The organism is Guptibacillus hwajinpoensis, assembly GCF_020524165.1.
In the GTDB taxonomy this organism is placed as follows: Bacteria; Bacillota; Bacilli; order Bacillales; family Guptibacillaceae; genus Guptibacillus; species Guptibacillus hwajinpoensis_D.
The window spans coordinates 147,471-173,543 of the sequence record NZ_JAIVKU010000003.1; the positions used below are offsets into that span (position 1 = coordinate 147,471).

The window sequence follows — 26,073 nt, forward strand, 5'->3', positions numbered from 1 at the left end:
AGATGAAAATAACAAGGTGGATATTGTTGGCTGGTATAGCCGCTGTTTTGGTTTTTACCTTGCCGAAACTATATGATGTGATCTTTAAACGTTCATATGGGAGTGAGCCGGCACAGGCTGTCCAGGATAATGAAGCGGTAGCAACTTTTGCTGGAGGATGCTTTTGGTGTATGGAGCCACCATTTGAAAAGTTAGATGGCGTACGAGAAGCCGTCTCTGGATATATTGGTGGCGAAACGGAAAACCCTTCTTATAAAGAAGTATCTTCAGGGGGGACCGGTCATGTTGAAGCCGTTCAAGTATACTATGATCCTTCTGTTGTTAGCTATGAGACACTTTTAGATGTTTTTTGGAGACAAATTGATCCGACAGATGATGAAGGGCAGTTTGTCGATCGGGGTGATCAATACTTATCGGGAATCTTTTATCACAATAAAGAGCAAAAATCGGCTGCGATGCAGTCGAAACAGGAGATTGAGGATTCAGGAAGGTTCGATAAAGAGATTGTCACTCCGATTGAAGAAGCAACGACCTTTTATGTAGCAGAGGATTATCATCAAGATTATTATAAAGAAAATGAGTTTCGCTACAAATTTTATCGAGAAAACTCTGGTCGCGATCAGTTCCTTGAGAAGGCCTGGGGAAATGATCGCGAAGTACCCGTATCAGAACCAAAAGCATCGGTTACGTATACTGATAAAGAATTAAAGGAAATGCTCACGCCAATTCAATACAGTGTGACGCAGGAAGATGATACTGAGAAAGCATTTGAGAATGAATACTGGGATAACAAAGAAGCAGGGATTTATGTTGATATCGTTTCAGGTGAGCCGCTTTTTAGCTCGATCGATAAATATGAATCAGGTACAGGGTGGCCAAGTTTCACTAAGCCACTGGTACCAGAGAACATTATAGAAAAAGAAGATAGAAGTTGGTTTACCGTTCGCACTGAAGTAAGAAGTAAAGAGGCAAACTCTCATCTTGGTCATGTGTTTGAAGATGGTCCTGAGCCTACGGGTCTTCGCTATTGTCTAAACTCAGCTGCACTTGAATTTATACCGAAAGATGAAATGAAAGAGAGAGGATATGGTGAATTCGTACGTTTATTTGATGAAGAAGTAGAATCGTAATCGATTCTGCTTTTTTTGCTTTTAAAGGGATACAATAAAAGTGATCGATAGTTGCATATATACGCAAGGGGGTATATAATGCAGTTCAGGTGAGGTGAGGAAACATGGAAAATAAAAAAGCGGATGGACGTGTGCAGCAGCTTTTAGCAAATGAACGAACGTTTCTAGCCTGGGTTCGCACTTCGATTGCTATCATAGGTATAGGTTTTCTAACAGCGAGCTTACATTTTACTAGAGCTGCAGGAGAACGTGCTGATGACCAGGTAGCAGTCTTCATTAGTTTTTCTTCACTATTTTTCGGGTTGCTGACGATCGCGGGGGGAGCCGTGCAGTTCTATCGCACGAAAAAACGTATTTTAAAGTTCGAGGTACCTTCTTCTTCATGGATCGTTGTTTTTCTACTCGTTGTCGTGTTGTTAATGATTGCACTAATCGCTACGTACTTTATTATTCAAATCAATTGGCTTTCTTAAAACCAGGGTGTTGACATTTTCTATAGATGCGTTATAATACCCCTATAGGTATTTGAAGCACAAACCAAATTGTTTTACAGATAAATTTTTTTACTTGATTTTATACCCTTAGGGGTATATAGTTGGGAGGTAAGTAAATGAAATACGATAAAGCCGTTATGAATCGATTGAAGCGTATTGAAGGTCAATTACGCGGTGTCATCCAGATGATGGAGCAAGAGAAGAGCTGCGAAGATATTGTAACGCAACTCTCAGCAACACGTTCTGGTATCGATCGTTCCATTGGAGTCATCGTAAGTTCGAACCTTGAACAGTGTCTTCATCAACAAATCGAACAGGGAGAATCGACTGATGATGTGGTGAAGGAAGCTGTTAATCTGTTAGTTAGAAGTCGATAAAAAATTTTAATACATTATATACCCCAGGGTGTATAAGAGGAGGATATAGATAGAATGAGTGAACAGAAAAAAACAACAATCGTTTTATTTAGTGGAGATTACGACAAAGCAATGGCTGCTTACATTATCGCAAACGGTGCAGCCGCTTATGATCATGAGGTAACCATTTTTCATACTTTCTGGGGCTTGAACGCTCTTCGGAAAGATCAGCAAGTTGATGTTAACAAAGGTTTTCTTGAGAAAATGTTTGGCAAAATGATGCCACGTGGCGCTGACAAAATGGGCCTTTCCAAAATGAACTATGGTGGAATGGGAAAGAAAATGATTAAGAACGTCATTAAAAAGCATAATGTAACAGAACTTCCTCAGCTAATTGAACTTGCACAAGAACAAGAAGTGAAACTTGTTGCTTGTACGATGACAATGGATCTACTAGGTCTACAAAAAGAAGAGCTATTGGAAGAAATCGATTATGCAGGTGTTGCCGCATATCTAGGTGATGCTGAAGACGGTAACGTTAATCTCTTCATTTAAGGAGCGAATGAGATGGAACTTTTAGTAATCGCAGTTATCGTCATAGCTGCCTGGTTCATTTTCAAGAAAGTAGGACCTGGAAAAGGTGTAACCACCATCACTTCTGAACAGGCAAAAGCGAAATTTAACGAACGAGATGTTCAGTTTATTGATGTTCGGACACCTGGTGAATATAAAGGACAAAAAGTAAAGCAATTCAAAAATATGCCGCTTCACCAATTAAGCAAACGATCAAAAGAACTAGATCCGAATAAAGAAGTTGTTGTGATCTGTCAAAGTGGTATGAGAAGTTCAAAAGCCTGCGGAGAATTGAAGAGACAGGGATTTAACTCTGTTTATAATGTTCGCGGCGGAATGAATATGTGGAAATAGGGGGAGTTCTAATGTCTGGTTATGTAAAAGATGTCACACCAGCTGAAGTAAATGAAATGGTAAAAGCTAATAAATCGATTAGTATTGTCGATGTTCGCGGACCAGAAGAAGTGGCCGCAGGAAAGATTCCTGGTGCCTATAATCTTCCGGTTAATGAACTACAGGCGAGAATGAATGAACTTGATAAAGATACAGAGCATATCATTGTCTGCCAATCTGGTGGCAGAAGTAGTATGGCTTCAATGGTTTTGAAATCAAACGGGTATTCCGTTCTAAATATGACAGGCGGCATGCTTGCATGGACTGGAGAAACAGAATAACTACTACAGGAGGTAGACTTATGATACAAACTGATCACGTACTCGATGCGAAAGGGCTAGCGTGCCCGATGCCCATTGTCAAAACAAAGAAAATGATGAAGGACCTTGATTCTGGAGTCGTTCTAGAAATTCTAGCGACAGACAAAGGATCTAAAGCTGACCTTAAAGCGTGGGCTGATAAAGTTGGGCATCACTATCTTGGTACAGTGGAAGAAGGAGACGTATTAAAGCATTATGTTCGTAAGGCGTCAGATGGAGAAACGACACTTGAGAAGAGTCATCCACATGTCATTTCAAATGAAGACCTTACAGCTAAACTATCCGACGATGAAGTCACGATTGTAGATGTAAGAGAACCAGCAGAATATGCATTTAGCCACCTTCCAAATGCGATCTCAGTGCCACTAGGCGATTTGGATACACGTATGGCAGAGCTAGATAAAGAAAAGAAAATTTATGTGGTTTGTCGTACAGGTACAAGAAGTGATCTTGCTGCTCAAAAGCTAGCTGAGAGTGGCTACGATGTTATTAATGTTGTGCCAGGAATGTCCGAATGGGACGGTCCAACAACGTCTGATCTTTAATCATTAATGGGCGGGGAGTTTTTCCCCGCAACATAAATTTTTTTGGAAACTATAATACGTATGGGGGTATAAAAGTGGCTTTGAAACAAAAACAAGCAAGTGAAGTTGCAACAAAAATAATCAATCAGCAAGAGCTCTTTATTCTCGATGTAAGAAATGAAGATGCATACGGCGATTGGAAAATCGAAGGGGCTTCCGTTACGTCAATGAATGTTCCTTATTTCGATTTAATTGATGGAGTAGAAGAGATTCTACCAAAGCTTCCAAAAGACAAAGAAATTCTTGTTGTATGCGCAAAAGAAGGATCTTCCATTTTTGTAGGGGAAGAGCTTGTTGAAGCAGGACTAGAGAATGTGTCTTATCTTTCAGGTGGCATGAAGGCATGGAGTGAATACCTCGAGCCAGTTAAAGTTGGCGACCTTCCGGGAGGAGCGCTTTATCAATTTGTTCGCCTTGGAAAAGGGTGCCTTTCCTATTTGATCGAATCGAATGGTGAAGCAGCTGTTGTGGATACGAATCGCATGATTGAGAATTACACATCGTTTGCTGAGAATAAAGGTCTTGCTATTAAAGCAACGTTCGATACTCACCTTCACGCAGACCATATTTCTGGTGGTAAGACTTTAGCTGATCAGGTGAATGGAACGTATTACCTACCAGAAGAAGATGCTGGTGAAGTAACGTTCGACTATACAGCATTGAAGGAAGGAAGCACAGTAACCATTGGTGAGGTTACGATTGAACCGATTTACTCTCCAGGACACACAATTGGAAGTACGTCCCTTATGATCAATGATGCTTACCTTTTAACAGGCGACATTCTATTTGTCGAGTCCATTGGACGCCCGGATTTAGCTGGTAAGGCTGAGGATTGGGTCCAAGACCTACGCACAACGCTTTACAACCGTTACAAAGAAATGGCTGGAGAATTAGTTGTGCTACCAGCTCACTTTTCAAAAATGGCAGAGCTTGATGAAAAAGGACTCGTCTCTGCAAAGCTGCAGGATCTTTACCAAAAGAATGATGGTCTTAACGTAGAAAAAGAAGAAGATTTTAGAAAAATGGTAACGGAAAACCTTCCGCCACAGCCAAATGCTTATCAAGAAATTCGTGAAACAAACATGGGGAAAATGACCCCGGATGAAGAAACGAAAAGAGAAATGGAAATTGGACCAAACCGCTGTGCGGTTAACTAATAAGGAGGAATTACAAATGAATTCACAAAAAACATTAGACACAAAAGGGCTAGCATGCCCGATGCCAATCGTAAAAACGAAAAAAGCAATGAAGGATATGGAGTCAGGTGAAGTACTTGAGGTGCAAGCAACAGATAAAGGTGCACAAAGTGACCTTGCTGCCTGGGCGAAGTCTGGCGGTCATGAATTGATGAAGTCTGAAGAAACAGATGGCGTGTTTTATTTCTGGATCAAGAAGGCTTAGTAATGAGATAGGAGGTACTGATTCAGTACCTCTTTTTTAATGGAAGGAGTGAATAGGATGGATTTCAGCTTTATTATCACGATTTTTGCAATTGGATTTATTGGTTCCTTTATTTCAGGGATGGTTGGAATCGGTGGTTCCATTATTAAATACCCCATGTTGCTTTATATTCCACCTCTACTTGGCTTTGCTGCATTTAGTGCCCACGAAGTTTCTGGTATAAGCGCGGTGCAAGTTTTCTTTGCAACCATTGGTGGTGTTTGGGCCTACCGTAAAGGTGGTTATCTCAATAAACAATTGATCCTCTACATGGGAGTTAGCATTCTTATCGGTAGTTTTATCGGTGGATATGGGTCAACGATGATGTCGGAGCAGGGCATTAATGTTGTTTATGGACTTCTTGCAGCGATTGCAGCTGTTATGATGTTTATACCGAAGAAAGGCATTGATGATGTTCCTCTTGATCAAGTGAAATTCAATAAATTTCTTTCAGCAGCCCTTGCCTTTATTGTTGGGATTGGTGCAGGGATTGTTGGTGCAGCGGGGGCGTTTCTTCTCGTACCGATCATGCTCGTCGTGTTGAAGATTCCAACGAGAATGACGATCGCTTCTTCTCTTGCCATTACGTTTATTTCATCAATTGGTTCAACCGTAGGTAAATTGGCAACAGGTCAAGTTCTCTTATTACCAGCTGCCATTATGATTGTCGCAAGCTTAATTGCTTCGCCACTGGGTGCTAATGCTGGTAAGAAAATCAACACAAAAATTCTTCAATGGGTGCTTGCTGCCCTTATCCTTGGGACGTCCATTAAAATATGGATTGACCTTTTATCTTAAATGAAAAAGCTGTGGCATCGTTTTATAGGATGCCACAGCTTTTTTCTATTGGTTTTGCTTAATGACAAGCTCTTTAATCTGATGTCCATCTACTTCACGAACGGTAAACTGATAGTTATCGACTGTAAATGATGTACCCTGTTTAGGTTCAATGTCATGAGTGAGAATCCAACCGCCAATTGTGTCAACATCCGTATGATCGATGGATGTACCGAGAAGCTCATTAATATCGCTAATAAGTGCTTTTCCATCTACAATGGTTTGTCCGTTATCTTCTTCACGAATCGGAAGCTTTTCATCAAAATCAAATTCATCTTGTATTTCTCCAACGATCTCTTCTAGAATATCTTCCACAGTGACGAGTCCTGCTGTCCCGCCATACTCATCTACAACGATCGCGATGTGATTATGACTTTTTTGCATTTTCGCCAACAGTGTTTTAATATGAGCCGTCTCAATCACATGATTGATAGGATGGATGTAATCTTTAAGAATGAGCTCATCGCCCCATTTATACTGTGTTAAAATTTCTTTAATGTTCACAACACCAATGATTTTATCCTTATCCCCATCTGCCACAGGATAGCGTGTATACTTTCCGTTTTTCATGATTTCAAGGTTTTCTTCCGTCGTATTATCTAAAAAGAGACATGTCATTTCGGTTCTTGGAATCATAATCTCTCGAGCCATACGCTCATCAAATTCGAAGATGTTATTGACAAATTCCATTTCGGATTTATTGATTTCACCACTTTTGTAGCTCTCTGATAAAATAAGACGAAGCTCATCTTCAGAATGGGCTTGTTCGTGCTCATTAGCAGACTTAAGCCCAAATAACTTTACAACACCTCGAGCTGACCCATTTAATGCCCATATAAACGGGTACATAATTCGGTAAAACCAAATCAGGGGACCAGCAAGGAGTAAACTAATGCTTTCAGCTTTTTGAATAGCAAATGTTTTAGGAGCAAGCTCACCAAGAACAACGTGAAGAAACGTAATAATCGCAAAAGCTAGCGCAATCGTAAGAGGAGTCGCAATGGAGTCAGGTAGATTCATGAGCTCAAACAACGGATGTAAGAGTAGTTCCACTGTTTCTTCCCCGAGCCAACCTAGCGCTAGCGCAGTAATCGTAATACCTAATTGACAGGCTGACAGGTAGCCATCTAAGTTACCGAGTACTTTTTGAACGGATTTCGCTTTCTTATTTCCTTCACTAGCAAGTGCATCAATTCGCGTTCTTCTGATCTTAACAATTGCAAATTCAGAAGCTACGAAAAATGCGGTTAATACAATTAGCAAGATCACAGCAATCACTTTAATTAGTTCCAATAAGGCCCTTACAGAGTTGTAAGGGTTCACCTCCTATGTAATAGTTGTCTTATTATATCGAAGTTTTCCTCTTTTAGGGGAAGGTAAAACAAAAATATTTCCAAAGCACTTTCGATTTAAAAGAGGAATGTGCTGGTAACGTCTGCACACTATTTCAAGCATCGGTATACTCTAGTTTTTTCAGAAGAGGAGTTAATTATGAAAAAGTCAGTGAATCCATTCTTATGGATCGGAATAACCATGATCATTGTCATCATAGTTATCTTTATCATTAATCCACCGTGGTTAGCGAAAATGCGCTCTATCCTTTCACTTGAATCGCTATCTGTCCTTGCTACATACTTTCGATCTTTAGGCATTTGGGCACCGATTATTAGTATAGCGTTCATGATTGCTCAGGGGATACTTGCGCCACTTCCATCATTTGTAATTGCGGCGGCGAATGGACTAGCATTTGGCATTCCATTTGGTTTCCTCATCAGCTGGACGGGAGGAATGGCAGCAGCCATTGTGATGTTCTGGCTCGCAAGGCTTCTAGGTGCAGGCTTTGTTGAGAGAGTTACGAAGCAGAATCATCTCCTCCATCAAGCAAATCGGTACAGCGGCAAAAACGGTTTCTTTTTAATTTTTGTGGCAAGGTTAATTCCCATTGTCTCTTTTGATTTTATCAGCTTTCTTGCAGGACTTAGTCAGATCTCGTTTCGTTCTTTTTTTATAGCAACGGCTCTCGGTCAAATTCCAGGGACGTTCCTATACACACTTGTCGGGCATGACATTGCCAATTTGGATAAATATCAACAACGTTTTATTTGGACAAGTGTTCTAATTGCCTTGTTCGTTATTATTGGAAAAGTGAGGTCCGATTACAAAAAGAAAACAGCATCGAAGGGACATAGCTAAATGCATATTACTTTCCAATTAGACTAACTTAGCTTATTGTATAAGAAATAAACAAATTGGAGCGATGAATTTTGGCCAAAATTGTTGTCCTTTATCAGGAACCGAAGCAGGTAGAAGAATTTAAAAGTTATTATGAGAAGAATCATATGACTCTTGTAAAAGATGTTCCAAATGTCACTCATGCTGAAGTAAATTACGTTACAGCAGCAATGAATACCGACAAGAAATATTTCTTAACAGCAACGATTGCATTTGAATCCAAAGAGCATTTGGAGGATGCGATGCAGTCTCCAGCGTGGGCAAAAGTATCGGAAGATGGACAAAACATGATGAAATTTCTTAACGAACCGCCACTTCTGCTCATAACAGAATAATGAAGAAGGAAAACACTTGAAGCGCTATTCAAGTGTTTTTTTGATTTGAGGGCTCTTATAAATAGCATAAGGAGTTGTTTAAATTATGGAGGAAGAGGTAAAGAGATGGTAGGAATAACCAAAGTTTAGAGAGGAGCTCCATATATGAAAGCATTGTTTTTAAATTGCTCACTTAAAACGAGTGAAACGACGTCAAATACAGATGCGCTTTACAATGAAGCGGAAGTCATTTTTCAAGAAGAAGGGATTGAGTCTGAAACAATCCGGTTAGCTGATTATAAGATCGCTTACGGCATTTCAGAAGATGAAGGACAGGGGGACGAATGGCCAGTTATTTTCGAAAAGGTGAAAGCGGCTGATATTATTGTGTTAGGAACACCACTATGGCTAGGAGAAAAAAGTAGCATTGCAACGCTTGCGATGGAACGCTTGTACGGAGGAAGTAGTTTAACGAACGAGAAAGGCCAGTCCCTATACTATAATAAGGTTGGCGGCGTTGTGATTACAGGTAATGAAGATGGAGCCAAGCATGCGGCGGCTTCCATCCTATACGGATTTTCTCATATTGGCATTACCGTTCCGCCAAATGTGGATACTTATTGGGTAGGAGAAGCTGGACCAGGTGAGTCCTACATTGAAGCAAATGGACAGAAGAATGACTTTTCAACAGGTCATGCGAAAACAATGGCCTATAATTTAATTCACTTTGCGCGTATTTTTAACGAAAACCCGATCCCGGCTAGAGGGAATACAATGGAATAAGCATGAAGCAACAGCCTCTTCATTTAGGAAGGGGCTGTTTTTTGGTTAGTGAGGTTTCATTCACCTGGGTGCCCAAAGTTACATAAACTAGTAAACGACCGATTACGGGGGGATCTCAATGGATGAATTAATTTTGTTTCTTATCCTTTTCATTCTTCTTGTGATTATTTTACTAGCTGTAGCAGGCATTCTCTAAACGTGACAGATAAGTTGAGATGATATTTCTATCGAACTATGGACACTAGCCTAATCCTTCTTTTCCTTTACAACATATAGTGTTAGTAACCTTCCAGGAAAGGGGGTTTTCTAATGAGTGGTGGAAAAGAGCAAGTACGTGGCGGAGGCTACGGTAAAGGCTTTGCGTTAATCGTTGTATTGTTCATTCTATTGATTATCGTTGGAGCTGCTGCAGTTGGCGGAGCTAATTACGGCGGTCAGTGTGGTGGTTACGGAAAAGGTGGCTACGGCGGTTACGGCGGATATGGCTACTAAACCTTTCTTGTTACATTAGCATGAAGGGAGGGATACACATGAGTTACGGTTATGGTCAAGGCTTCGCGCTAATCGTTGTATTGTTCATTCTATTGATTATCGTTGGCGCAGTATGGGCTTACTAAAATAAGCAAAGCACCCGAATGGGGTGCTTTTTCTTATGAAAATTATTGAAAAACGATTGTTTTGTTTCCATGAACAATCACGCGCTTTTCCAAATGCCATTTCACAGCACGATAGAGGACAATTCGTTCAATATCTTTCCCATGCCTTTTTAAGTCGGTCACATCGTACCGATGATTGATCCGAGTGATATCTTGTTCAATGATTGGTCCTTCATCCAGCTTAGCATTCACATAATGCGCCGTCGCTCCAATCAGTTTGACACCTCGATCAAACGCCTGTTGATAAGGATTCCCTCCGATAAAGGCTGGTAGGAAAGAGTGATGAATATTAATGATTTCGTTGTGATAAAGGTGAATAAGCTCTTCGGGAATGATTTGCATATACCTGGCGAGAATAACCGTATCCACATCGTGCTCCTTCAGGAGGCGAAGATGCTCGGAAGTTGCCTCCGGTTTAGACTCTTTTGTAACTGGTACGTGGTAGAAAGGAATTCCAGCGTTCTCAGTCAGCTCTTTAAAGTCAAGGTGGTTACTAATGACCATAGCAATGTCTGCGTGAAGCTCTCCTAATTGCCATCTCCACAGTAATTCCTGCAAACAATGGTCTTCTTTTGTCGCAAAAATAGCGAGGCGAGATTTTTTAGAAGAAACAGTAATGGACCATTCCATCTTGAAGGGTTTTGCGGTTTCTTCAAAAGCTTCTTTTAACGCTACTAGTTGATCATTCAAGTGTGGATGACTAAATTCAATCCGCATAAAAAAATGGCCCTGAACAGGATCCGTAGAGTGTTGGTCAGAATGAATGATGTTAGCCCCATTTGAAAATAAAAAAGTTGAAACTGCTGCAACGATCCCTTCTTTATCTGGACAGGAAATTAATAAAATCCCTTTTTCTAAGTTCTCCTTCATTATTTGCCTCCTGTTATCTTGTAAATATTTAAAATAATACATTATTTCGAAGTAAAGCGCAAAAGGATTTTTTGAAGGAAGGTTTAAGAGAGGAAATAAGAATTAAATACTTACAATTACTTATCTTTAATTAAATATAATTATTAATACTTATTTACTATTGAATATATGCTTATAAAAACTTATAATGTAAGTGGTTGGAAAAGAGGTGCACCGATGTATCAAGAAGAAAGAATGCTTGCCATTCTAGATTATTTGAAAGAATATGAACGGATTTCAGTAGAGCGCATTTGCGAACTATTTCTCGTATCGAGGGATACAGCTAGACGCGATTTAGTGAAGCTTGAAGAAGAAGGAGCAGTCACGAGAACCAGGGGTGGGGCCGTACTTCCTGAATTACGTCATGAGATCCAGTCCTATCACGATCGGCTGAAAGTGGTTTCCAAAGAAAAACAGCGAATCGGAAAAATGGCATCAAATTATATTAGTCCGGGAGACGTTGTCATTCTTGATGCATCTACGACGGTTCAAGCATGCGCCGAATTTCTTGTGGAGAAGCAAGCGACTGTTATTACAAATTCTATTCACCAAGCGGACATTCTATCGAATGGAAACCAACTTGATATTCATCTTCTTGGTGGGAAACTAGAGAAGGACCATCGCTTTCTTTATGGATCTGCAGTTGTCGAAAAAGTAGGCTCTTATAATGCTGACATTGCTTTTATTGGTGTTATTGGCATATCAGATAAAGGATTAACGATTGCTCATGAAGAAGACGGCATGGTGAAAAGGAAGATGATTGAACAATCTCAGTATGTGATCGCGCTTGCTGATAATTCGAAATTTTATCGTTCTGAATTTTTTACATTTGCACAACTTGAAGACATTGATTTGATTATTACGGACAAGCTTCCAGAAGAGAATATACAGACAATGCTTCGCAATCATCAGGTTAAGCTGGTTGTTGCAGAAGAGTAAGTTTTCTGTAATAACTTTAAAATACAGCTTATTTAGATTAAAGAAACGGACTGGCGTAACCAATTGGGCGTGACAGTCCGTTTTTTTGTTTGCAAAAAGGGTAACAACTAATAGCGGACAGGCAAAATAATTGGTCTACCCTTTTTCTTTTGATAAGATCAACTGTAATGATTATTTTTACATTAAAGGAGCGACTAAAATATGAAATTAAGTGTACTTGATCAATCGCCTGTTTCAAGAGGCAATACGCCAACTGAAGCACTTAGAGAAACAACGACACTTGCAAAAGAAACAGAAAAGTTAGGCTATCACCGTTTTTGGGTTTCAGAACACCACAGTACGAAAAGTCTTGCTGGCTCTAGTCCGGAAGTCCTTATTTCGCACCTGGCAGCGAATACGGAGCGGATGCGGATCGGTTCTGGTGGGGTGTTGCTACCTCATTATAGCCCTTATAAGGTTGCGGAAAACTTCCGTGTGCTTGAGACGTTAAATCCAAACCGCATTGATATTGGTCTTGGACGTGCTCCAGGAGGGATGCCGAATGTTACAAAGGCCCTAGCAGGGGGTAACAGTATGGGGATGGACAGCTATTTAGAGCAGGTCAACGAGCTAGCCGCTTATCTAAAAGGGGAAGACCCTGAGAGAATGAACGTACGTGCAACGCCACTTGGAAGTACGACACCTGAAATGTGGCTGTTAGGTTCAAGTGGAGCGAGCGGAATGATGGCGGCTCAACGTGGACTTGGATTTACATTTGCCCATTTCATTAACGGTTATGGTGGAACAAATGTGGTTGACAAATACCGTTCTCGTTTTGTACCATCTGAATTTAATGAGACGCCTAAAACAAACGTTGCAATCTTTGTTATCTGCGGGGAAACAGAAGAAGAAGCGGAATATCTGGCCTCAAGTTTGGATTTATCAATCTTATTAATTGAACAAGGAAAATCGGGAGATGGATTTCCTTCACCCGATGAAGCACGTCGCTTTCCTTATACTGTGTTTGATAAAGAACGGATTCGGGAAAACAGAAAAAGAATGATCGTAGGTAATCCGACTCAGGTGAAACAGCTAATAGAAGAATTAGCCGATCAATACCAAACGGATGAAGTGATGATTAATACCATTACACATGATTTTCAAGCTCGACTGAAGTCATATGAACTACTTGCAGAAGCATTTCATTTAAATGATAGTGTCTCTTGACAAAATGAACTGTAATATTTAAAATTACACTATACCTTGACTCAGTTGGAACACAAACTAGTCTTCCAAATAAGGAGGTAAAATGATGATGAATCAACTACATCAACAAGAACAATACCAAAAAGGTGATTGGGTAAAAGGAAAATCTGTCCATGATGAACTGATTCATGGCTACGTTGAATCTGTTAATAATTATCTTGGAACGATTAAAGTATTCGTTCTAGAATGTGATAACCCAGAAACTGTTGGAAAAGTAATTGAAACTTTCCAGAATCGTATTTCTCAGCTGGAAGAACCTAATTTTGAGCAGGATGAATCCTTCTTGCTAAATCTTATTGAAGTTGCCTTGATCACAAAAGACAAAGAATGGTTCATGGAACTTTCGGCACAGCTAAAAGAACTTCGAAATGAGTCGGAGGAAGTAGTTCCCTGTTAAAATTTTCTTGCCAGCAATAAATGAAATACGATAGGATGGAAGTGGAAGAAAGTGTTGGGAGGCGCTGCAATTGAATAGTGATTTTACTCTCGCCGTACACAGTCTGGCTTTACTCGCAATTAAGCCAGGGCAGATGGCAACAAGTGATTACCTTGCCGGAAGTGCTTCGGTCCATCCCGTTCGTATGAGAAAAATTCTTAGTTTACTCAAGAAAAACGGTTATATCGTTTCAAAAGAAGGGGCTGGTGGCGGTTTTACGTTATCTTGCCAAGTGGAAGAAGTAACGCTTGATAAGATCTATAACCTAACGTCTATTGGCGCACTTCAACCAAGGTGCCCTGATTCAAATCAGTATTGCCTTGTTGGAGCGAACTTGGCAAATGTACTTGGCGATATTTTTACAGATGCTGAGAATCACTTAACAGCATTCTTGAAACAATATACGATCCGTGATATTATTCAAAGCCTGAAGCAAAAACAATTATAAACGATTGTTTTTGTTTTATGTTCTAACTGTAATAAAAAATATTTCAATAACCTATTGGGGGTGAGCAGACATGAGTACTAGTCTGGTGGCAAAAAACGAAAGTAAGTTTAATATGAAAGATTGGAATCGATTAGAAAGATCTGGTCAGTTAATTAAACGTAACAAAGGTAGGTTTTTGATAAAACCAGAGCATACGAATCGTGACGTTTACATCATTAGAAGTGGAAGCATCGCCATTTATCATGCTGATAATATGGAAGAACCGCTTGCCGTTCTTACGGCCCAAGATGTTTTAGGAAACCGCTCGATTTTTGTACATCAAAATTTGTATGCTAAAACGGTAACTGATGTTGAGCTCATTCAATTAGATCAAACGTCCTACCGAGCACTTTATCTAGCGTACCCTGAATTAGCAATTAAGTTAACTGCTGAATTGTCTAAGCTTAAACTAACCCTTGATTTCCCAGAACGAAAAGCACCTTCATTTATCCAACAGGTGAAGAGCGGGGTTCAAAGCTGGGTAAATAAAAACAATGGCAAGAAGGGTAGATACTGCCACAACTGCTAATAAATTTCTGTTTTCTAACTGTAATTAATTGTGTTACTGTATAATTGATGAAGTAAGATACGAATAACATAGAGAGAAATTTTGATGGATTAAAAGGAGAGAAATGAAATGTCTGTAAGTGTTCAAGAAAATCAGAGTGTTTTAGATGTAATGAAAGATCGTCATTCTGTTAGAAAGTTTGAAAAAGGCGTTAAAATCCCTGAAGTTGAGATGAATGAAATTCTAAATGCAACAATCGAAGCTCCTTCTTCATGGAATCTACAGCATTGGAAGTTTCTTGTCATTGAAAGTGACGAGCAGAAAGAAAAGCTTCTTCCAATTGCCTTTAACCAACAACAAATTGTGGATAGCTCAGCTACCATTGTTATCCTTGGTGACATGGAAGCTAACTTACATGCGGAAGAAATATACGGACAAGCTGTCGAATTAGGCTTTATGGACAATGCGGTTAAAGAAACGCTTGTTGGTCAAATTAATGGTGCATATGAACGTGAAGGTTTTGCGTTAAGTGAAGCGATTAAAAATAGTTCATTGGCGGCGATGCAGCTGATGCTTGCTGCAAAAGCAAAAGGCTATGACACCGTTGCAATGGGTGGATTTAATCCGGTTGCACTTGTTGATGAGTTCAACATTCCTACACGCTATGTTCCTACAATGCTTATTTCTGTAGGTAAAGCGGCTGTTGAAGCATATGGAACAGCACGTTTCCCACTTGAGCGCGTCGTTATAAAAGAAAGTTTCTAAGTATAGATTTAGAAAAAGGAAGGGCAGTGGCCCTTCCTTTTTCTATTGGGAACTCTTATATCATCAAATAAAAAGGATTCATCTAAAATACGAATCAAAATTCATGGTTTTACAGGTGAAGACGGTATACTAGAAAGAGAGAATAAGGGGGGATAAAATGGCACAGGCAGCCGAACAAGAGAAAAAGATGAACTGGCGTGGGTTATTTAAGTTAATTCGAGATACAAACCCGTCGAAACTTCTCGTAGCTGTAGCTATTGCAATGAGTATGATTGGAACAATCGCTGGTTTAATTGTTCCATTTTTCACAAAAAATTTAGTGGATCAGCTTTCAGATAGCACCCTTTCGTCAGGGGTTATCACGTTATTAATCGCTGCTTTTATCGTTCAAGCGATCTTTTCGGGGTTATCCATGTATTTGCTTTTATATATAGGCGAAACGGTTGTCGCTCGTTTAAGAGAGCGATTAATGAAGAAAGTACTTTCTCTTCAAATTCCGTACTTTGATCATAATCGTGTGGGAGATACGACAAGCCGAATCGTCAATGATACAGGAGTTATAAAGGATCTCGTATCAAATCATTTGATTAGTTTATTAACGAGCACGCTTTCCATTGTCGGATCAATAGGAATATTACTCTATTTAGATTGGAAATTAACGGCGATCTTACTTGCAGTGGTGCCAATTATGATGATTGGCATCCGCTTTATTGGAAAACGAATGTATAAAGTATCAAAAGGTTTGCAGGAAGAAACGGCTAAATTTACTGCAACGATTACCCAGGTGTTATCAGAAGTTCGTCTCGTCAAATTCTCAATGGCTGAGAATGTAGAAGAGGAAAATGGAAAGAACGGTATTAAAAATGTTTTTAGCTATAGTATGAAGGAAGCGAAAATCTATGCGCTTCTCATGCCTCTCATGACACTACTGTTGATGGGGGTGCTTGTCATTATTGTGGGGTATGGTGGCGTTCGCGTGTCGACTGGCGAATTAACGGCAGGAGAACTCGTTGCTTTTCTGTTATACCTGTTTCAGATCATTATTCCGTTTAGTTCGATGGCGCGTTTCCTAACAGCTATCCAAAAAGCAATGGGCGCTACAGAACGACTCCAGTTCTTACTTGATCATGATAGTGAAGACCGTCTAAAAGGGGAAGAAGTGGAAAATCCGGCCCAAGTCCTTTCGTTTAAGGATGTTCAATTTTCATATGGGAAGGAAATGGTATTGAAAAAAGCTTCTTTTGAAGTACCACCAGGGAAGGTGACGGCGATTGTTGGTCCTAGCGGTAGCGGAAAAACAACGACTTTTTCTATGATTGAACGCTTCTATCAACCACAGGAGGGTGAAATTAAACTAGGAGATAAAGAGATCACTTGTTTTTCACTTGTGTCCTGGCGGAAGCAAATCGGCTATGTGTCACAGGAGAGTCCACTCATAGCCGGGACCATTAAAGAAAATATTGTATATGGATTAGAAGAAGAAGTTTCGGATCAAGATATAGAAGCGGCAGCCAGACAAGCCTATGCCCTGCCTTTCATTCAGGATCTTCCGAATGGACTTAATACTGAAATTGGAGAAAGAGGAATCAAGCTTTCAGGGGGGCAACGGCAGCGAATTGCGATTGCTCGCGCGATTGTACGAAATCCATCGATTCTTTTGTTAGACGAGGCGACGTCGAGTCTTGATAGTACGTCAGAAGGTCAGGTACAACGTGCTTTGAACAATTTAATGAAAGATCGAACGACAATTGTCATTGCTCATCGTCTGTCTACGGTTGTGCATGCAGATCAAATATTGGTTATGGAAAATGGAAGGGTATCTGCACAAGGGACTCATGAAGAATTGTTTATGAAAAGCGATCTCTATAAGGAACTTGCGCAACAACAGTTTCAAATGGAAGAAAGCTCATAAGAAAAGGTGTCGGGGAGTGACCCGACACCTACACGTTAGTTAATTTGAAACGCCTGTGGAATGCGCCTCGCGTTTTTCTTCTTTTACTTTCTCAAGGAAACGTTTTGTCTCAGCAACCACAACTCCAGATAGACCGAGTAGGCCGATTAAGTTTGGTAGTGCCATTAAGCCATTGAAGATATCTGCAAGTAACCAAACAACGTTTAGTTTTAACGTTGTTCCTACAAAAACGGCTAATACGAAAACGAAGCGGTAATATTTGATCGATGCGTCTCCAAACAGATAAGAGAAACACTTTTCTCCATAATACGACCAGCCAAGAACAGTAGAATAAGCAAAAAGAATAAGGCCAATCGTCACAATGAGTGCGCCAGGAACGCCAAGGAACTTTTCAAATGTTGCGGTAGTTAAAGCCGCACCATTCAAGTCGCCTCCGTAAAGGTCTCCCATAACGAGCGCAATGCCAGTAATTGAACAGACAACAATCGTATCAATGAAGACTTGGGTCATCGATACAAGAGCCTGACGTCCTGGATAATCGGTTTTCGCAGCTGCAGCAGCAATTGGAGCGGAACCAAGTCCGGCTTCATTCGAGAATACACCACGCGCAACACCGTAACGAATAACGGCACCAATCGCACCACCAGCAGCTGCTTCACCTGTAAAGGCATCTGAGAAAATAAGCGATACAGCAGCAGGCACAAGATCAAGGTTCATGAAAATAACGACTAATCCCCCGATAACATAAAATAAGGCCATTACAGGAACGAAGTAAGCTGTTACTTTACCAATGCTTTTAATCCCACCAAGAATAACCATTCCAGTGAAAAGCATGAGAATCAGACCCGTAATCCATGGGGCAATTCCAAAAGTAGCGACTGCATCAGCAACTGAGTTTGATTGCACCATATTTCCGATCCCAAATGCAGCAAATGCACCAAAGAATGCAAAGATCATACCAAGCCACTTCATATTAAGGCCTTTATCAAGGTAGTACATCGGTCCACCTGACATTTCACCGTTTGCGTTCACCGAACGGTATTTAACTGCGAGAATGGCTTCTGCATATTTTGTGGCCATGCCAAAGAGCGCGCTGATCCACATCCAAAGAACGGCACCAGGTCCCCCCACAAAAACCGCTGTTGCAACACCGGCGATATTCCCTGTTCCGATTGTTGCAGCGAGAGCAGTCATTAACGCCTGGAAGTGAGAAATATCACCTTCAGATGTTTTGTCTTGCTTCTTCGTGAAGGCTTGCTTCAACGCATATGGAAGCATGGTGAATTGGAGAAAACCAAGACGGATTGTGAGGTAAATACCCGTTCCAACGAGCAGGACGAGCAGAGGCCACCCCCATACAAATCCACTAATACTACTTAATGCTGCTTCCAATAAGAACTCCTCCTTTTATGTATGTTAATACTAAATATTCTAACAAATTACCACAATAACCTTTATAATACAAAATAAATTTTTCATAAAATTGTCGAATGATAGAAAATAGCGCTTTCTAATGTGGGTTAGTGCACTTTGTTCGATTAAAATAAATTTCTTTTGTATGGTAGAGAAAGGAGAGGAGGAATAGGATATGAAGTACTTTGATCTATCAAACAAGGTAGCTGTCGTAACGGGAGGCGGAAGAGGGATTGGAAAAGCAATCGCTCATGCTCTCTCAGAAGCTGGTGCTAAAGTGGCCCTAGTAGGGCGAACATTTACGGTACTGAATGAAACCGCAACAGAAATAAGCAAAGAAACGGATGGAGAAGTTCTTCCATTTTCTTGTGACGTTACAAAGGAAGAGAGTATCAAAGAATTAGTAACGGAAATCCACAAGAAGCTAGGTTCAATTACCATTCTCATTAACAATGCCGGGAAAACGGTGCGGAAATCTATCGAGGAATTGGAACCAGGTGAATGGGATGACGTCATGGAAACCAATGTGAAATCTGTTTATATGATGACAAGAGCTGTTCTTTCTGATTTAAAAGAACAACAGGGGTCACGGATCATTAACATCGCATCCATGGCTAGTGAAGTTGGTCTGCCATTCTCAACACCTTATGGTCCAAGTAAAGCGGCAGTTGTACAATTGTCAAAGCAGCTTGCACAAGAGCTCTCTCCGCTTGGCATTACCGTGAATGCGATTAGCCCTGGGTTCATAAAAACACCATTTAACGAAAAAGCGCTCGAGAATCCGATACTTATTAATAAAATAAACGGAAGTAATCCGATGCACCGTATTGGTCAGTTGGAAGAGCTAATTCCTGCTGTTCTTTATCTTGCCTCACCGTATTCTAGCTATACGACAGGTCAGAACCTTGTCATTGATGGTGGGACGACTTCACACGCCTTTTAGATGTGGGCTTGAAAGAAGTGACGTCATCCCTTATAATATATTTAACCTGAAAAGAAAAAGGGGAAAAGTTTATGTTATCGGTGATTCTTAACTAACGTAATTTTATAGACAGTTTGGTTTTTAAAGGCGCATAGATACTATGCTTATTTAAATCTGCCTTCTGTCAAATTAGTTAAGAACACAGATTAAGCTCATGAATGTTGACGACCATTCCAGCTGCGCCTCTGTGCGCGGCTTTTTATATGCTTTTTTAAGCATGGGAATTGGGGAAGTCTACCCTTTTATAAAAGAGCTACGAGTGAACCTGTGTTCATTTGTAGCTCTTTTTTTCGTTGGAAGAAAGGTGTGTATATGTTAATTGAACGAACGCTTTATATGATGAACAAACGACTGAGGAGGAAGAAAATTGAATGAACAAACGATGGTAACTCTAGAATTTGATAAAATCCGTAGCGAGATCGCCCACTATGCGCTTTCTGAAGAAGCGAAAAGTGAGATTCAGAAAATGAAACCCTCACATGAGTCAAAAGTGGTGCAAAATAGATTAAATGAAACAACAGAAGCAAAAGCCATTATCCAAAAGAGCTCAAGCGTTCCTCTTCATGGTCTTCATGGCATTATTCAAGTGATGAAGCAACTAAACAAGGGAGTTGCACTACGACCTGACCAGCTCACAACCGTACTTGATTTGATTGCAAGTGGGAGAAAAATGAAGCAGTTCATGGCCGGGAAAGAGTGGTTAGCTCCTATAATTTCAGGCTATGTGCATTCTCTCTATGACCTTAGGGATCTTGAAGAAGAGTTAAAACGAGCGATACGAAATGGGGAGATTGACGATGCAGCAAGTAAAGAGCTTGGAAGAATTCGAAAGAAAGTCACGGTTTATGAAGAACGGGTGAAAGAGAAGCTAAATCAGCTCCTGCGCTCGTCTTCTAAGCGAAAAGCACTACAGGATACAATCATTAGTGATCGCAATGGGCATTATGTGGTTGCGGTGAAAAAGGAATATCGTAAACAAATTAAAGGAACGGTTCATGATCAATCCTCAAGTGGTTCAACGGTTTATATTGAGCCTGAGGAAGTTCAAAAAGTTCAAATAGAATTAAATGAATTAAAGGCAGATGAATACTTGGAGGAGCAGCGCATTCTTAGCAGACTAACAGGAGAAGTGGAGCGACATGCACACGAAATCGCCATTAACATTGAAACGATGACGCACTATGATTATATTTTTGCCAAAGCGAAATATAGTGTAGCGATTGATGGCAGTCAAGTTCAGTTATCACCTGAGCCAATGATCGAACTGCGCAATGGTCGCCATCCTTTGTTAGCAAAAGAAGCTGTTCCGCTAACTCTTGAACTTGGAAAAGGTTATAAAGGTTTAGTGATTACTGGGCCAAATACAGGAGGGAAAACCGTTGCCATTAAAACAGTTGGTCTTCTTGCAATGATGGTGCAATGTGGCTTACACATTCCAGCAGAAGAATCTTCTATGTTTGGAATGTTTGGCGCCATTCTTGTTGACATTGGCGATGGTCAGAGTATTGAACAGTCGCTCAGTACCTTCTCTTCACGAATTTCAAATATCATTACGATTTTACAAGACGCAGGGCCTGATGCTCTTGTCATTCTAGATGAACTTGGTTCAGGCACAGATCCTGGTGAAGGAATGGGAATTGCCGTTTCGATTTTAGAACAATTGAATCGCCTTGGTGCAACGATTCTCTCCACCACCCACTATAGCGAAATGAAAAATTTTGCATCTGCTCATCCAGATTTTGAAAATGGATCCATGGAGTTTGATCCAGAATCATTGCGTCCAACATTTAAGCTTCGCATGGGCATACCAGGTGAAAGTCAGGCATTTGCAATTGCCCTCAGGCTAGGCATGCATCCGAAGATTATTGAGCGTGCTCATGAAATTACGTATCAAGAGAAGGAAGTTTACGATAAGGGCGATCATAAAAAGCGTGACTGGCACTATGAACAACAACTCAAAAGTAAAAAAGTTGAAAAACCACGTAGTCGGCAGAAGATTGAAAAGCACTTTGAACAGTATGCTATTGGGGACAGCGTAGCGATACCTTCTATGGAGGAAAAAGGAATTGTTTATAAACCGATGGATGAGTTCGGGAACGTTATTGTCATGATTAATGGACAAAAAGAGACGATTCACGCCAAGCGCTTAAAGCTTCTTCTGCCTGCAAGCGAACTTTACCCTGAGAATTATGATTTTGACATTCTTTTTGAAACTGTTGAGAACAGGAAGAAAAAGAAATTAATGAATCGAAAGCATGTGGATGGCTTGAAAATTGATTATGAAGAGTAGTGAAAAGCATATATAAGCCGAAACCCTGCTTTGTCGCAAGAGTGAACATGTTTTTCTGTCGTTTTCATCGAAAACGGTTCCCTCCTAAAGTACCAAAAGTACCAATCTCTCTGCGTAAAATTCCGCTAAAAAGGGTAATGCATCTACTAGAACATTCTGCTCGAGCAGAAAAGATAGCAAAGTGGAGGATGAGAGAGATGCAAAAAATGAACAGAGGAATTTTAACAGCCGTATCATCGATCGCAATTGCTCAAGGGTTGAAGATTTTAACCCATAAGAAATTGACGGGAGAATGGGATTTGAAGCAAGTCGCGACGACCGGTGGCATGCCAAGTTCGCATTCCGCTGGTGTTGCGGCACTTACTTCTTACATTGCCTCAAACAAAGGATCTCGTCACACGGAAACAGCTCTAGCGACTATTTTCGGAGTAATTGTGATGTATGATGCCCAGGGAGTGAGGCGTCATACAGGAGAAATTGCTGCCCTCGTAAACGATTTAGAAGATAACCTGGCAACCATTTCAGGCGATTACCCAAGCATGCAATTCGTGGAAAGAGAAAAAGAGTTGAAAGAGCTTCTTGGACATCAGCCTGTTGAGGTTTTAGGTGGCGCACTTTTAGGAGCAGCTTTAGGCTTTCTTTCGGCTAAATATGAGAATAAATAAGAGAAAGGAAATCATAGGCGCATTGCCTATGATTTTTTTCATTAGGCAGATCACGGAATTGATCGAAAAGACGCGGTTTTATTTCAAATATCGCAGAAAAAATCGACTTTTCTCGGAATGATGATGAGTATCGCGGAATTAACAGCATTTTCAGGATCAATCACACCACAAGCACATCACACAAACAGATTGCTTTCATTTAAAATGCGATTTTGAAATAATATGAAGTGCACGAAGGATAGAGGAGGAAATCAAATTGACACATACAAAAAAATCTACCGAAGCGTTATTTAAAACGTTCAATAGCGAAAAATTGTCTTTAGAAAATCGTACGGTTATGGCACCTATGACGAGAGGCTTTTCACCAGGAAATGTACCAGGTGAAGATGTAGCCGCATATTATCGTCGTCGAGCTGAGAATGGTGTCGGATTAATCGTCACAGAAGGAACTGGCATTAACCATCCTTCATCCGTTTCCGGTGCAAGTATTCCAGTATTTCATGGTGAAGAAGCACTTAAAGGCTGGGAAAATGTTGTGAAAGAAGTACATGAAGCAGGTGGTAAGATCGCACCTCAGCTTTGGCATGTTGGGATGACTCGGAAAATGGGTGAACTACCTAACGAAGAAGCACAGCCGGTTGGCCCTTCTGGTCTAGCTTTATCCGGCGAGAAGGTAAATGAGCCTATGACAACAGAAGAAGTTGAACAGCTTGTTGAAGCATACGCTCAGGCTGCCGCAGATGCGAAACGACTCGGCTTTGATGCAATTGAACTTCATGGCGCACATGGTTATTTAATCGACCAATTCTTTTATGAACAGACAAATAAACGCACTGATCGCTATGGTGGCGACCTTGTAGGTAGAACGCAATTCGCAGTTGAAATTATTGAAGCATGCCGTCGCGAAGTTGGGCCAGACTTCCCAATTATTTTCCGTTTTTCTCAATGGAAAATGCACGACTACAAAGCGAAACTCGCAACGACACCTGAGGAGTTAGCTCAGTTTCTTACGCCGCTCGTTAAAGCTGGAGTCGATATTTTCCACTGCTCAACACGTCGCTTCTGGGAGCCTGAATTTGAAGGTTCAGAATTGAATTTAGCAGGTTGGACAAAGAAGTTGACTGGTAAGCCAGTTATTTCAGTAGGTTCAGTAGGGCTTGATGGCGAATTTACAAGCTTCGCTGGAGCAAATACAACTAGTCTTGATGGTTTGATTGAAAAAATTGAGAATGAAGAGTTTGATCTTGTTGCGATTGGTCGCTCGTTATTAATGGATCCAGAGTGGGTAAGGAAAGTGCGTGATGGACGAGCGGATGATCTCCTTCCATTTAATAAAGAAGCTTTACAAAAATTATACTAAATAAATAAAGCGATCATACCGGTCGCAAAACGTAATGAACAGGTTTAAAATCAAGTATTCCTTTACAACATGTAAAGGAATACTTGATTTTTTTATGGCTTATCTAAAAATAAACACATACTATTATTTACCAAAATACTAGGATAGGTGTAGAATCGATAAAGAACAGTCATGGAAAAATAACTTTTATGGAAGTGACACGGTCGATGGAATCATTATTAGCTAACTTTTCAATCTTACTATTTATGCACCTTTGTATCCAAAGCGTATATTATATTGCTTTTCAGAAGCGCTGGCCCAATCAAGTTGTTGCAATCGCTCACGTGCTAATTGTAGTCATTGGTATCATTTTCCTCTATCAACTTCCCGTCATTCTTAATGACTATTGGTTTGATTTACGGACAATTCCGATGGTTATTCTTGTCCTTTATCATGGATATAAATTTGGCGTCCCGGTACTCATTATCGCATCACTGGCTCGCTTCGCTTTTCCAGGAGAGTTTGTTATGTTGGAGCTTCTTTTTACCATGTTGATTCCGACAATGGTGACACTCCTTATTCGTGAGCGGCTGTTTCGAAATCTGACTTATTTAAATCTCTTTCTCTATTTTGTTGGGATTTGGTTAATTTCTGATGCAATTATCGGTTATATCATCTCAGACGGGGTTACGATCTATTCCTATTTTCTTCGTTTTCTTTCTTTTCAGCTGTCTGCTTTGATTATGTATTTCTTTATTCAAACGAGTACAAAAAACCTTGAAATGAGTGAACAACTTCGCTTTTATGCTGAACACGACTCTCTAACCGGGCTCCTAAACCTGAGAAGTTTTCTTAGGAAAGCGACAGACCATGAAAGTCACCTAAAGAAAATGGTAGCGATGCTTGACCTTGATTTTTTCAAACAAATCAATGATACGTATGGTCATTTGAATGGCGATCGTGTCCTTGCTGACTTTGCCACTTTTCTTTCAGAGCAGGATGATTGGCTTGTTGGAAGATACGGAGGAGAAGAATTCATTGTTATGCTTGAAGCTTCAACGAAGGAAGAGGCGTACCATCGCATGAAAACGTTGCAAGAAAGTTTGAGTAAACAGCAATTCATCACCGAAATGGGAGAAGAAATAAAAGATGTTTCTGTATCAATTGGACTAGCTGAACTCGACCAACAAAAGCCGTTAATGGCATCGGTTGAACGAGCAGACAAATCTCTATATAAAGCAAAGAAAAATGGTCGAAATCAGGTCTGCTTTTAGCACTTTGCACATTCGCTGGTTTAAAAAGATGAATTTGCGGAATATAACAAGTGTTAAGGTTTTTAAAGGAGGACAAATTGTCATGAAAGTACTCGTTATTGGAGCAAACGGACAAGTAGGTACACATTTAATTACGAAATTAGCTGAGCGCGGTCATGAACCAGTTGGTATGATTCGCGATACAGACCAAGTCAAGGCGATTGAAGATGCTGGAGGGAAAACCGTACTCGGTGATCTTGAGAAAGATTTCTCCCAAGCGTTGTATGGCTGTGAAGCGGTCATTTTCGCTGCAGGTTCTGGCCCACACACTGGTGCCGATAAAACGATCATGATTGACCAGGAAGGTGCAATTAAAGCTGTTAATGAAGCGAAACAACAGGGCATTAAGCGCTTTGTGATGCTAAGTACAGTTGGGTCCGATTACCCAGAAAAAGGACCAGATGAAATGAAGCCTTACTTATACGCGAAGAAACGTGCCGATGAGCACTTAAAAGCAACGAACTTAACATACACCATTCTTCGTCCAGGTCGCCTTTCTAATGACCCTGGTACAGGAAAAATTCGAGCTTCTGAAACGTTAGAAGATAAATCCGGTCAAATTCCACGCGAAGATGTAGCGGCTGTTCTGGCTGAAGTTCTAGAGAATGAGCATACGTTTAATCGTTCATTTGAGGTTCTAGACGGTGATCTCAACATAAGTGATGCAATTGGTCAGCTATAGAGTTGATTTTTGTGGGAGACTTAACGGACGTTAAGTCTCTTTTTTCTGTTGGATAATGTTACTCCTTGTATTTCTT

Annotated in this window: 30 protein-coding genes and 1 pseudogene; 28 read left to right on the forward strand and 3 right to left on the reverse strand. The window is 40.4% G+C overall.

Going from position 1 to position 26,073, the window contains the following annotated elements; all coding sequences use genetic code 11:
• The first annotated feature begins 2 nt into the window (after nucleotides 1-2).
• From msrB to LC090_RS04055, 10 genes are all read left to right on the forward strand, one after another.
• Nucleotides 3-1,130 (forward strand): peptide-methionine (R)-S-oxide reductase MsrB, encoded by a 1,128-nt coding sequence (gene msrB / locus LC090_RS04010; RefSeq protein WP_226655512.1) that lies wholly within the window; start codon nucleotides 3-5, stop codon nucleotides 1,128-1,130.
• Between the two features lie 104 nt (nucleotides 1,131-1,234).
• Nucleotides 1,235-1,603, forward strand: a complete 369-nt coding sequence (locus LC090_RS04015) for a YidH family protein (RefSeq protein ID WP_098444989.1) — start codon at nucleotides 1,235-1,237, stop codon at nucleotides 1,601-1,603.
• 137 nt (nucleotides 1,604-1,740) lie between these two features.
• On the forward strand, nucleotides 1,741-2,001 hold the full coding sequence (locus LC090_RS04020) for a metal-sensitive transcriptional regulator (protein ID WP_224596240.1): 261 nt from the start codon (nucleotides 1,741-1,743) through the stop codon (nucleotides 1,999-2,001).
• A 54-nt stretch (nucleotides 2,002-2,055) separates the two neighbouring features.
• Complete coding sequence (locus tag LC090_RS04025) at nucleotides 2,056-2,535, forward strand: DsrE/DsrF/DrsH-like family protein (protein ID WP_226655513.1); 480 nt, start codon at nucleotides 2,056-2,058, stop codon at nucleotides 2,533-2,535.
• 12 nt (nucleotides 2,536-2,547) lie between these two features.
• A complete protein-coding gene (locus tag LC090_RS04030; RefSeq protein ID WP_226655514.1) occupies nucleotides 2,548-2,907 on the forward strand; it encodes a rhodanese-like domain-containing protein in 360 nt (119 codons plus the stop codon).
• A gap of 11 nt (nucleotides 2,908-2,918) precedes the next feature.
• The gene (locus LC090_RS04035) at nucleotides 2,919-3,227 is read left to right on the forward strand and encodes a rhodanese-like domain-containing protein (protein ID WP_226655515.1); all 309 of its coding nucleotides are present in this window, start codon (nucleotides 2,919-2,921) and stop codon (nucleotides 3,225-3,227) included.
• Between the two features lie 20 nt (nucleotides 3,228-3,247).
• The gene (locus LC090_RS04040) at nucleotides 3,248-3,811 is read left to right on the forward strand and encodes a sulfurtransferase TusA family protein (protein ID WP_226655517.1); all 564 of its coding nucleotides are present in this window, start codon (nucleotides 3,248-3,250) and stop codon (nucleotides 3,809-3,811) included.
• A gap of 74 nt (nucleotides 3,812-3,885) precedes the next feature.
• Nucleotides 3,886-5,007, forward strand: a complete 1,122-nt coding sequence (locus LC090_RS04045; RefSeq protein ID WP_226655520.1) for an MBL fold metallo-hydrolase — start codon at nucleotides 3,886-3,888, stop codon at nucleotides 5,005-5,007.
• A gap of 16 nt (nucleotides 5,008-5,023) precedes the next feature.
• Nucleotides 5,024-5,251 carry a sulfurtransferase TusA family protein gene (locus tag LC090_RS04050; RefSeq protein WP_224596228.1) on the forward strand — a complete coding sequence of 76 codons (228 nt, stop codon included), beginning with the start codon at nucleotides 5,024-5,026 and terminating at the stop codon, nucleotides 5,249-5,251.
• A gap of 57 nt (nucleotides 5,252-5,308) precedes the next feature.
• Entirely contained in the window at nucleotides 5,309-6,088 is a 780-nt protein-coding gene (locus tag LC090_RS04055; protein WP_226655523.1) for a sulfite exporter TauE/SafE family protein, read from the forward strand.
• 45 nt (nucleotides 6,089-6,133) lie between these two features.
• On the opposite strand, the gene LC090_RS04060 is transcribed toward LC090_RS04055, so the two are convergent.
• Nucleotides 6,134-7,420 carry a hemolysin family protein gene (locus LC090_RS04060; protein WP_226655526.1) on the reverse strand — a complete coding sequence of 429 codons (1,287 nt, stop codon included), beginning with the start codon at nucleotides 7,418-7,420 and terminating at the stop codon, nucleotides 6,134-6,136.
• 198 nt (nucleotides 7,421-7,618) lie between these two features.
• On the opposite strand from LC090_RS04060, the gene LC090_RS04065 reads away from it, so the two are divergent.
• The 5 genes and pseudogenes from LC090_RS04065 to LC090_RS04085 all read left to right on the forward strand — a co-directional run bounded on the left by LC090_RS04065 (nucleotide 7,619) and on the right by LC090_RS04085 (nucleotide 10,073).
• Complete coding sequence (locus LC090_RS04065) at nucleotides 7,619-8,320, forward strand: TVP38/TMEM64 family protein (protein WP_226655528.1); 702 nt, start codon at nucleotides 7,619-7,621, stop codon at nucleotides 8,318-8,320.
• Nucleotides 8,321-8,391: 71 nt separating this feature from the next.
• Nucleotides 8,392-8,694: an EthD family reductase gene (locus tag LC090_RS04070; protein WP_226655530.1), complete on the forward strand. Its 303-nt coding sequence runs from the start codon at nucleotides 8,392-8,394 to the stop codon at nucleotides 8,692-8,694.
• Nucleotides 8,695-8,838: 144 nt separating this feature from the next.
• Nucleotides 8,839-9,456: a flavodoxin family protein gene (locus LC090_RS04075; protein ID WP_226655532.1), complete on the forward strand. Its 618-nt coding sequence runs from the start codon at nucleotides 8,839-8,841 to the stop codon at nucleotides 9,454-9,456.
• A gap of 309 nt (nucleotides 9,457-9,765) precedes the next feature.
• Nucleotides 9,766-9,870: pseudogene (locus tag LC090_RS04080) on the forward strand (YjcZ family sporulation protein); the annotation flags it as partial.
• Nucleotides 9,871-9,986: 116 nt separating this feature from the next.
• Entirely contained in the window at nucleotides 9,987-10,073 is an 87-nt protein-coding gene (locus LC090_RS04085) for a YjcZ family sporulation protein (protein WP_136948892.1), read from the forward strand.
• A 42-nt stretch (nucleotides 10,074-10,115) separates the two neighbouring features.
• Here LC090_RS04085 and purU read toward each other — a convergent pair whose 3' ends face one another.
• Nucleotides 10,116-10,982, reverse strand: coding sequence for a formyltetrahydrofolate deformylase (gene purU, locus LC090_RS04090; protein WP_226655536.1), 867 nt, complete (start codon nucleotides 10,980-10,982; stop codon nucleotides 10,116-10,118).
• A 216-nt stretch (nucleotides 10,983-11,198) separates the two neighbouring features.
• On the opposite strand from purU, the gene LC090_RS04095 reads away from it, so the two are divergent.
• The 7 genes from LC090_RS04095 to LC090_RS04125 all read left to right on the forward strand — a co-directional run bounded on the left by LC090_RS04095 (nucleotide 11,199) and on the right by LC090_RS04125 (nucleotide 17,313).
• Nucleotides 11,199-11,960, forward strand: coding sequence for a DeoR/GlpR family DNA-binding transcription regulator (locus LC090_RS04095; protein ID WP_226655538.1), 762 nt, complete (start codon nucleotides 11,199-11,201; stop codon nucleotides 11,958-11,960).
• A gap of 201 nt (nucleotides 11,961-12,161) precedes the next feature.
• Complete coding sequence (locus tag LC090_RS04100; RefSeq protein ID WP_226655539.1) at nucleotides 12,162-13,166, forward strand: LLM class flavin-dependent oxidoreductase; 1,005 nt, start codon at nucleotides 12,162-12,164, stop codon at nucleotides 13,164-13,166.
• 85 nt (nucleotides 13,167-13,251) lie between these two features.
• Nucleotides 13,252-13,602: an IDEAL domain-containing protein gene (locus LC090_RS04105; RefSeq protein WP_226655540.1), complete on the forward strand. Its 351-nt coding sequence runs from the start codon at nucleotides 13,252-13,254 to the stop codon at nucleotides 13,600-13,602.
• Nucleotides 13,603-13,672: 70 nt separating this feature from the next.
• A complete protein-coding gene (locus LC090_RS04110; protein ID WP_224596183.1) occupies nucleotides 13,673-14,089 on the forward strand; it encodes an RrF2 family transcriptional regulator in 417 nt (138 codons plus the stop codon).
• 70 nt (nucleotides 14,090-14,159) lie between these two features.
• On the forward strand, nucleotides 14,160-14,657 hold the full coding sequence (locus tag LC090_RS04115) for a Crp/Fnr family transcriptional regulator (RefSeq protein WP_226655541.1): 498 nt from the start codon (nucleotides 14,160-14,162) through the stop codon (nucleotides 14,655-14,657).
• Between the two features lie 108 nt (nucleotides 14,658-14,765).
• Nucleotides 14,766-15,401 (forward strand): nitroreductase family protein, encoded by a 636-nt coding sequence (locus LC090_RS04120; RefSeq protein ID WP_226655542.1) that lies wholly within the window; start codon nucleotides 14,766-14,768, stop codon nucleotides 15,399-15,401.
• 157 nt (nucleotides 15,402-15,558) lie between these two features.
• Complete coding sequence (locus LC090_RS04125) at nucleotides 15,559-17,313, forward strand: ABC transporter ATP-binding protein (protein ID WP_226655543.1); 1,755 nt, start codon at nucleotides 15,559-15,561, stop codon at nucleotides 17,311-17,313.
• Between the two features lie 39 nt (nucleotides 17,314-17,352).
• On the opposite strand, the gene LC090_RS04130 is transcribed toward LC090_RS04125, so the two are convergent.
• Nucleotides 17,353-18,705, reverse strand: coding sequence for an alanine/glycine:cation symporter family protein (locus tag LC090_RS04130; RefSeq protein ID WP_226655544.1), 1,353 nt, complete (start codon nucleotides 18,703-18,705; stop codon nucleotides 17,353-17,355).
• 196 nt (nucleotides 18,706-18,901) lie between these two features.
• Here LC090_RS04130 and LC090_RS04135 point away from each other — a divergent pair, with 196 nt between their 5' ends.
• The 6 genes from LC090_RS04135 to LC090_RS04160 all read left to right on the forward strand — a co-directional run bounded on the left by LC090_RS04135 (nucleotide 18,902) and on the right by LC090_RS04160 (nucleotide 25,997).
• Nucleotides 18,902-19,669 carry an SDR family NAD(P)-dependent oxidoreductase gene (locus LC090_RS04135; protein WP_226655548.1) on the forward strand — a complete coding sequence of 256 codons (768 nt, stop codon included), beginning with the start codon at nucleotides 18,902-18,904 and terminating at the stop codon, nucleotides 19,667-19,669.
• Between the two features lie 406 nt (nucleotides 19,670-20,075).
• The gene (locus LC090_RS04140; protein WP_226655552.1) at nucleotides 20,076-21,998 is read left to right on the forward strand and encodes an endonuclease MutS2; all 1,923 of its coding nucleotides are present in this window, start codon (nucleotides 20,076-20,078) and stop codon (nucleotides 21,996-21,998) included.
• Nucleotides 21,999-22,195: 197 nt separating this feature from the next.
• The gene (locus LC090_RS04145) at nucleotides 22,196-22,663 is read left to right on the forward strand and encodes a divergent PAP2 family protein (protein ID WP_226655556.1); all 468 of its coding nucleotides are present in this window, start codon (nucleotides 22,196-22,198) and stop codon (nucleotides 22,661-22,663) included.
• A 256-nt stretch (nucleotides 22,664-22,919) separates the two neighbouring features.
• Complete coding sequence (locus LC090_RS04150) at nucleotides 22,920-24,023, forward strand: NADH:flavin oxidoreductase (RefSeq protein ID WP_226655558.1); 1,104 nt, start codon at nucleotides 22,920-22,922, stop codon at nucleotides 24,021-24,023.
• Nucleotides 24,024-24,229: 206 nt separating this feature from the next.
• Nucleotides 24,230-25,276, forward strand: a complete 1,047-nt coding sequence (locus tag LC090_RS04155) for a GGDEF domain-containing protein (RefSeq protein WP_226655559.1) — start codon at nucleotides 24,230-24,232, stop codon at nucleotides 25,274-25,276.
• 82 nt (nucleotides 25,277-25,358) lie between these two features.
• Nucleotides 25,359-25,997 (forward strand): SDR family oxidoreductase, encoded by a 639-nt coding sequence (locus LC090_RS04160; protein WP_226655560.1) that lies wholly within the window; start codon nucleotides 25,359-25,361, stop codon nucleotides 25,995-25,997.
• Nucleotides 25,998-26,073: the final 76 nt, after the last annotated feature.

Bases quoted from the DNA above. Each gene is read 5' to 3' on its own strand.
- msrB (WP_226655512.1), top strand. From the start codon at position 3: ATGAAAATAACAAGGTGGATATTGTTGGCTGGTATAGCCGCTGTTTTG.
- LC090_RS04015 (WP_098444989.1), top strand. From the start codon at position 1,235: ATGGAAAATAAAAAAGCGGATGGACGTGTGCAGCAGCTTTTAGCAAAT.
- LC090_RS04020 (WP_224596240.1), top strand. From the start codon at position 1,741: ATGAAATACGATAAAGCCGTTATGAATCGATTGAAGCGTATTGAAGGT.
- LC090_RS04025 (WP_226655513.1), top strand. From the start codon at position 2,056: ATGAGTGAACAGAAAAAAACAACAATCGTTTTATTTAGTGGAGATTAC.
- LC090_RS04030 (WP_226655514.1), top strand. From the start codon at position 2,548: ATGGAACTTTTAGTAATCGCAGTTATCGTCATAGCTGCCTGGTTCATT.
- LC090_RS04035 (WP_226655515.1), top strand. From the start codon at position 2,919: ATGTCTGGTTATGTAAAAGATGTCACACCAGCTGAAGTAAATGAAATG.
- LC090_RS04040 (WP_226655517.1), top strand. From the start codon at position 3,248: ATGATACAAACTGATCACGTACTCGATGCGAAAGGGCTAGCGTGCCCG.
- LC090_RS04050 (WP_224596228.1), top strand. From the start codon at position 5,024: ATGAATTCACAAAAAACATTAGACACAAAAGGGCTAGCATGCCCGATG.
- LC090_RS04055 (WP_226655523.1), top strand. From the start codon at position 5,309: ATGGATTTCAGCTTTATTATCACGATTTTTGCAATTGGATTTATTGGT.
- LC090_RS04065 (WP_226655528.1), top strand. From the start codon at position 7,619: ATGAAAAAGTCAGTGAATCCATTCTTATGGATCGGAATAACCATGATC.
- LC090_RS04075 (WP_226655532.1), top strand. From the start codon at position 8,839: ATGAAAGCATTGTTTTTAAATTGCTCACTTAAAACGAGTGAAACGACG.
- LC090_RS04085 (WP_136948892.1), top strand. From the start codon at position 9,987: ATGAGTTACGGTTATGGTCAAGGCTTCGCGCTAATCGTTGTATTGTTC.
- purU (WP_226655536.1), bottom strand. From the start codon at position 10,982: ATGAAGGAGAACTTAGAAAAAGGGATTTTATTAATTTCCTGTCCAGAT.
- LC090_RS04095 (WP_226655538.1), top strand. From the start codon at position 11,199: ATGTATCAAGAAGAAAGAATGCTTGCCATTCTAGATTATTTGAAAGAA.
- LC090_RS04100 (WP_226655539.1), top strand. From the start codon at position 12,162: ATGAAATTAAGTGTACTTGATCAATCGCCTGTTTCAAGAGGCAATACG.
- LC090_RS04105 (WP_226655540.1), top strand. From the start codon at position 13,252: ATGATGAATCAACTACATCAACAAGAACAATACCAAAAAGGTGATTGG.
- LC090_RS04115 (WP_226655541.1), top strand. From the start codon at position 14,160: ATGAGTACTAGTCTGGTGGCAAAAAACGAAAGTAAGTTTAATATGAAA.
- LC090_RS04120 (WP_226655542.1), top strand. From the start codon at position 14,766: ATGTCTGTAAGTGTTCAAGAAAATCAGAGTGTTTTAGATGTAATGAAA.
- LC090_RS04125 (WP_226655543.1), top strand. From the start codon at position 15,559: ATGGCACAGGCAGCCGAACAAGAGAAAAAGATGAACTGGCGTGGGTTA.
- LC090_RS04135 (WP_226655548.1), top strand. From the start codon at position 18,902: ATGAAGTACTTTGATCTATCAAACAAGGTAGCTGTCGTAACGGGAGGC.
- LC090_RS04145 (WP_226655556.1), top strand. From the start codon at position 22,196: ATGCAAAAAATGAACAGAGGAATTTTAACAGCCGTATCATCGATCGCA.
- LC090_RS04155 (WP_226655559.1), top strand. From the start codon at position 24,230: ATGGAATCATTATTAGCTAACTTTTCAATCTTACTATTTATGCACCTT.
- LC090_RS04160 (WP_226655560.1), top strand. From the start codon at position 25,359: ATGAAAGTACTCGTTATTGGAGCAAACGGACAAGTAGGTACACATTTA.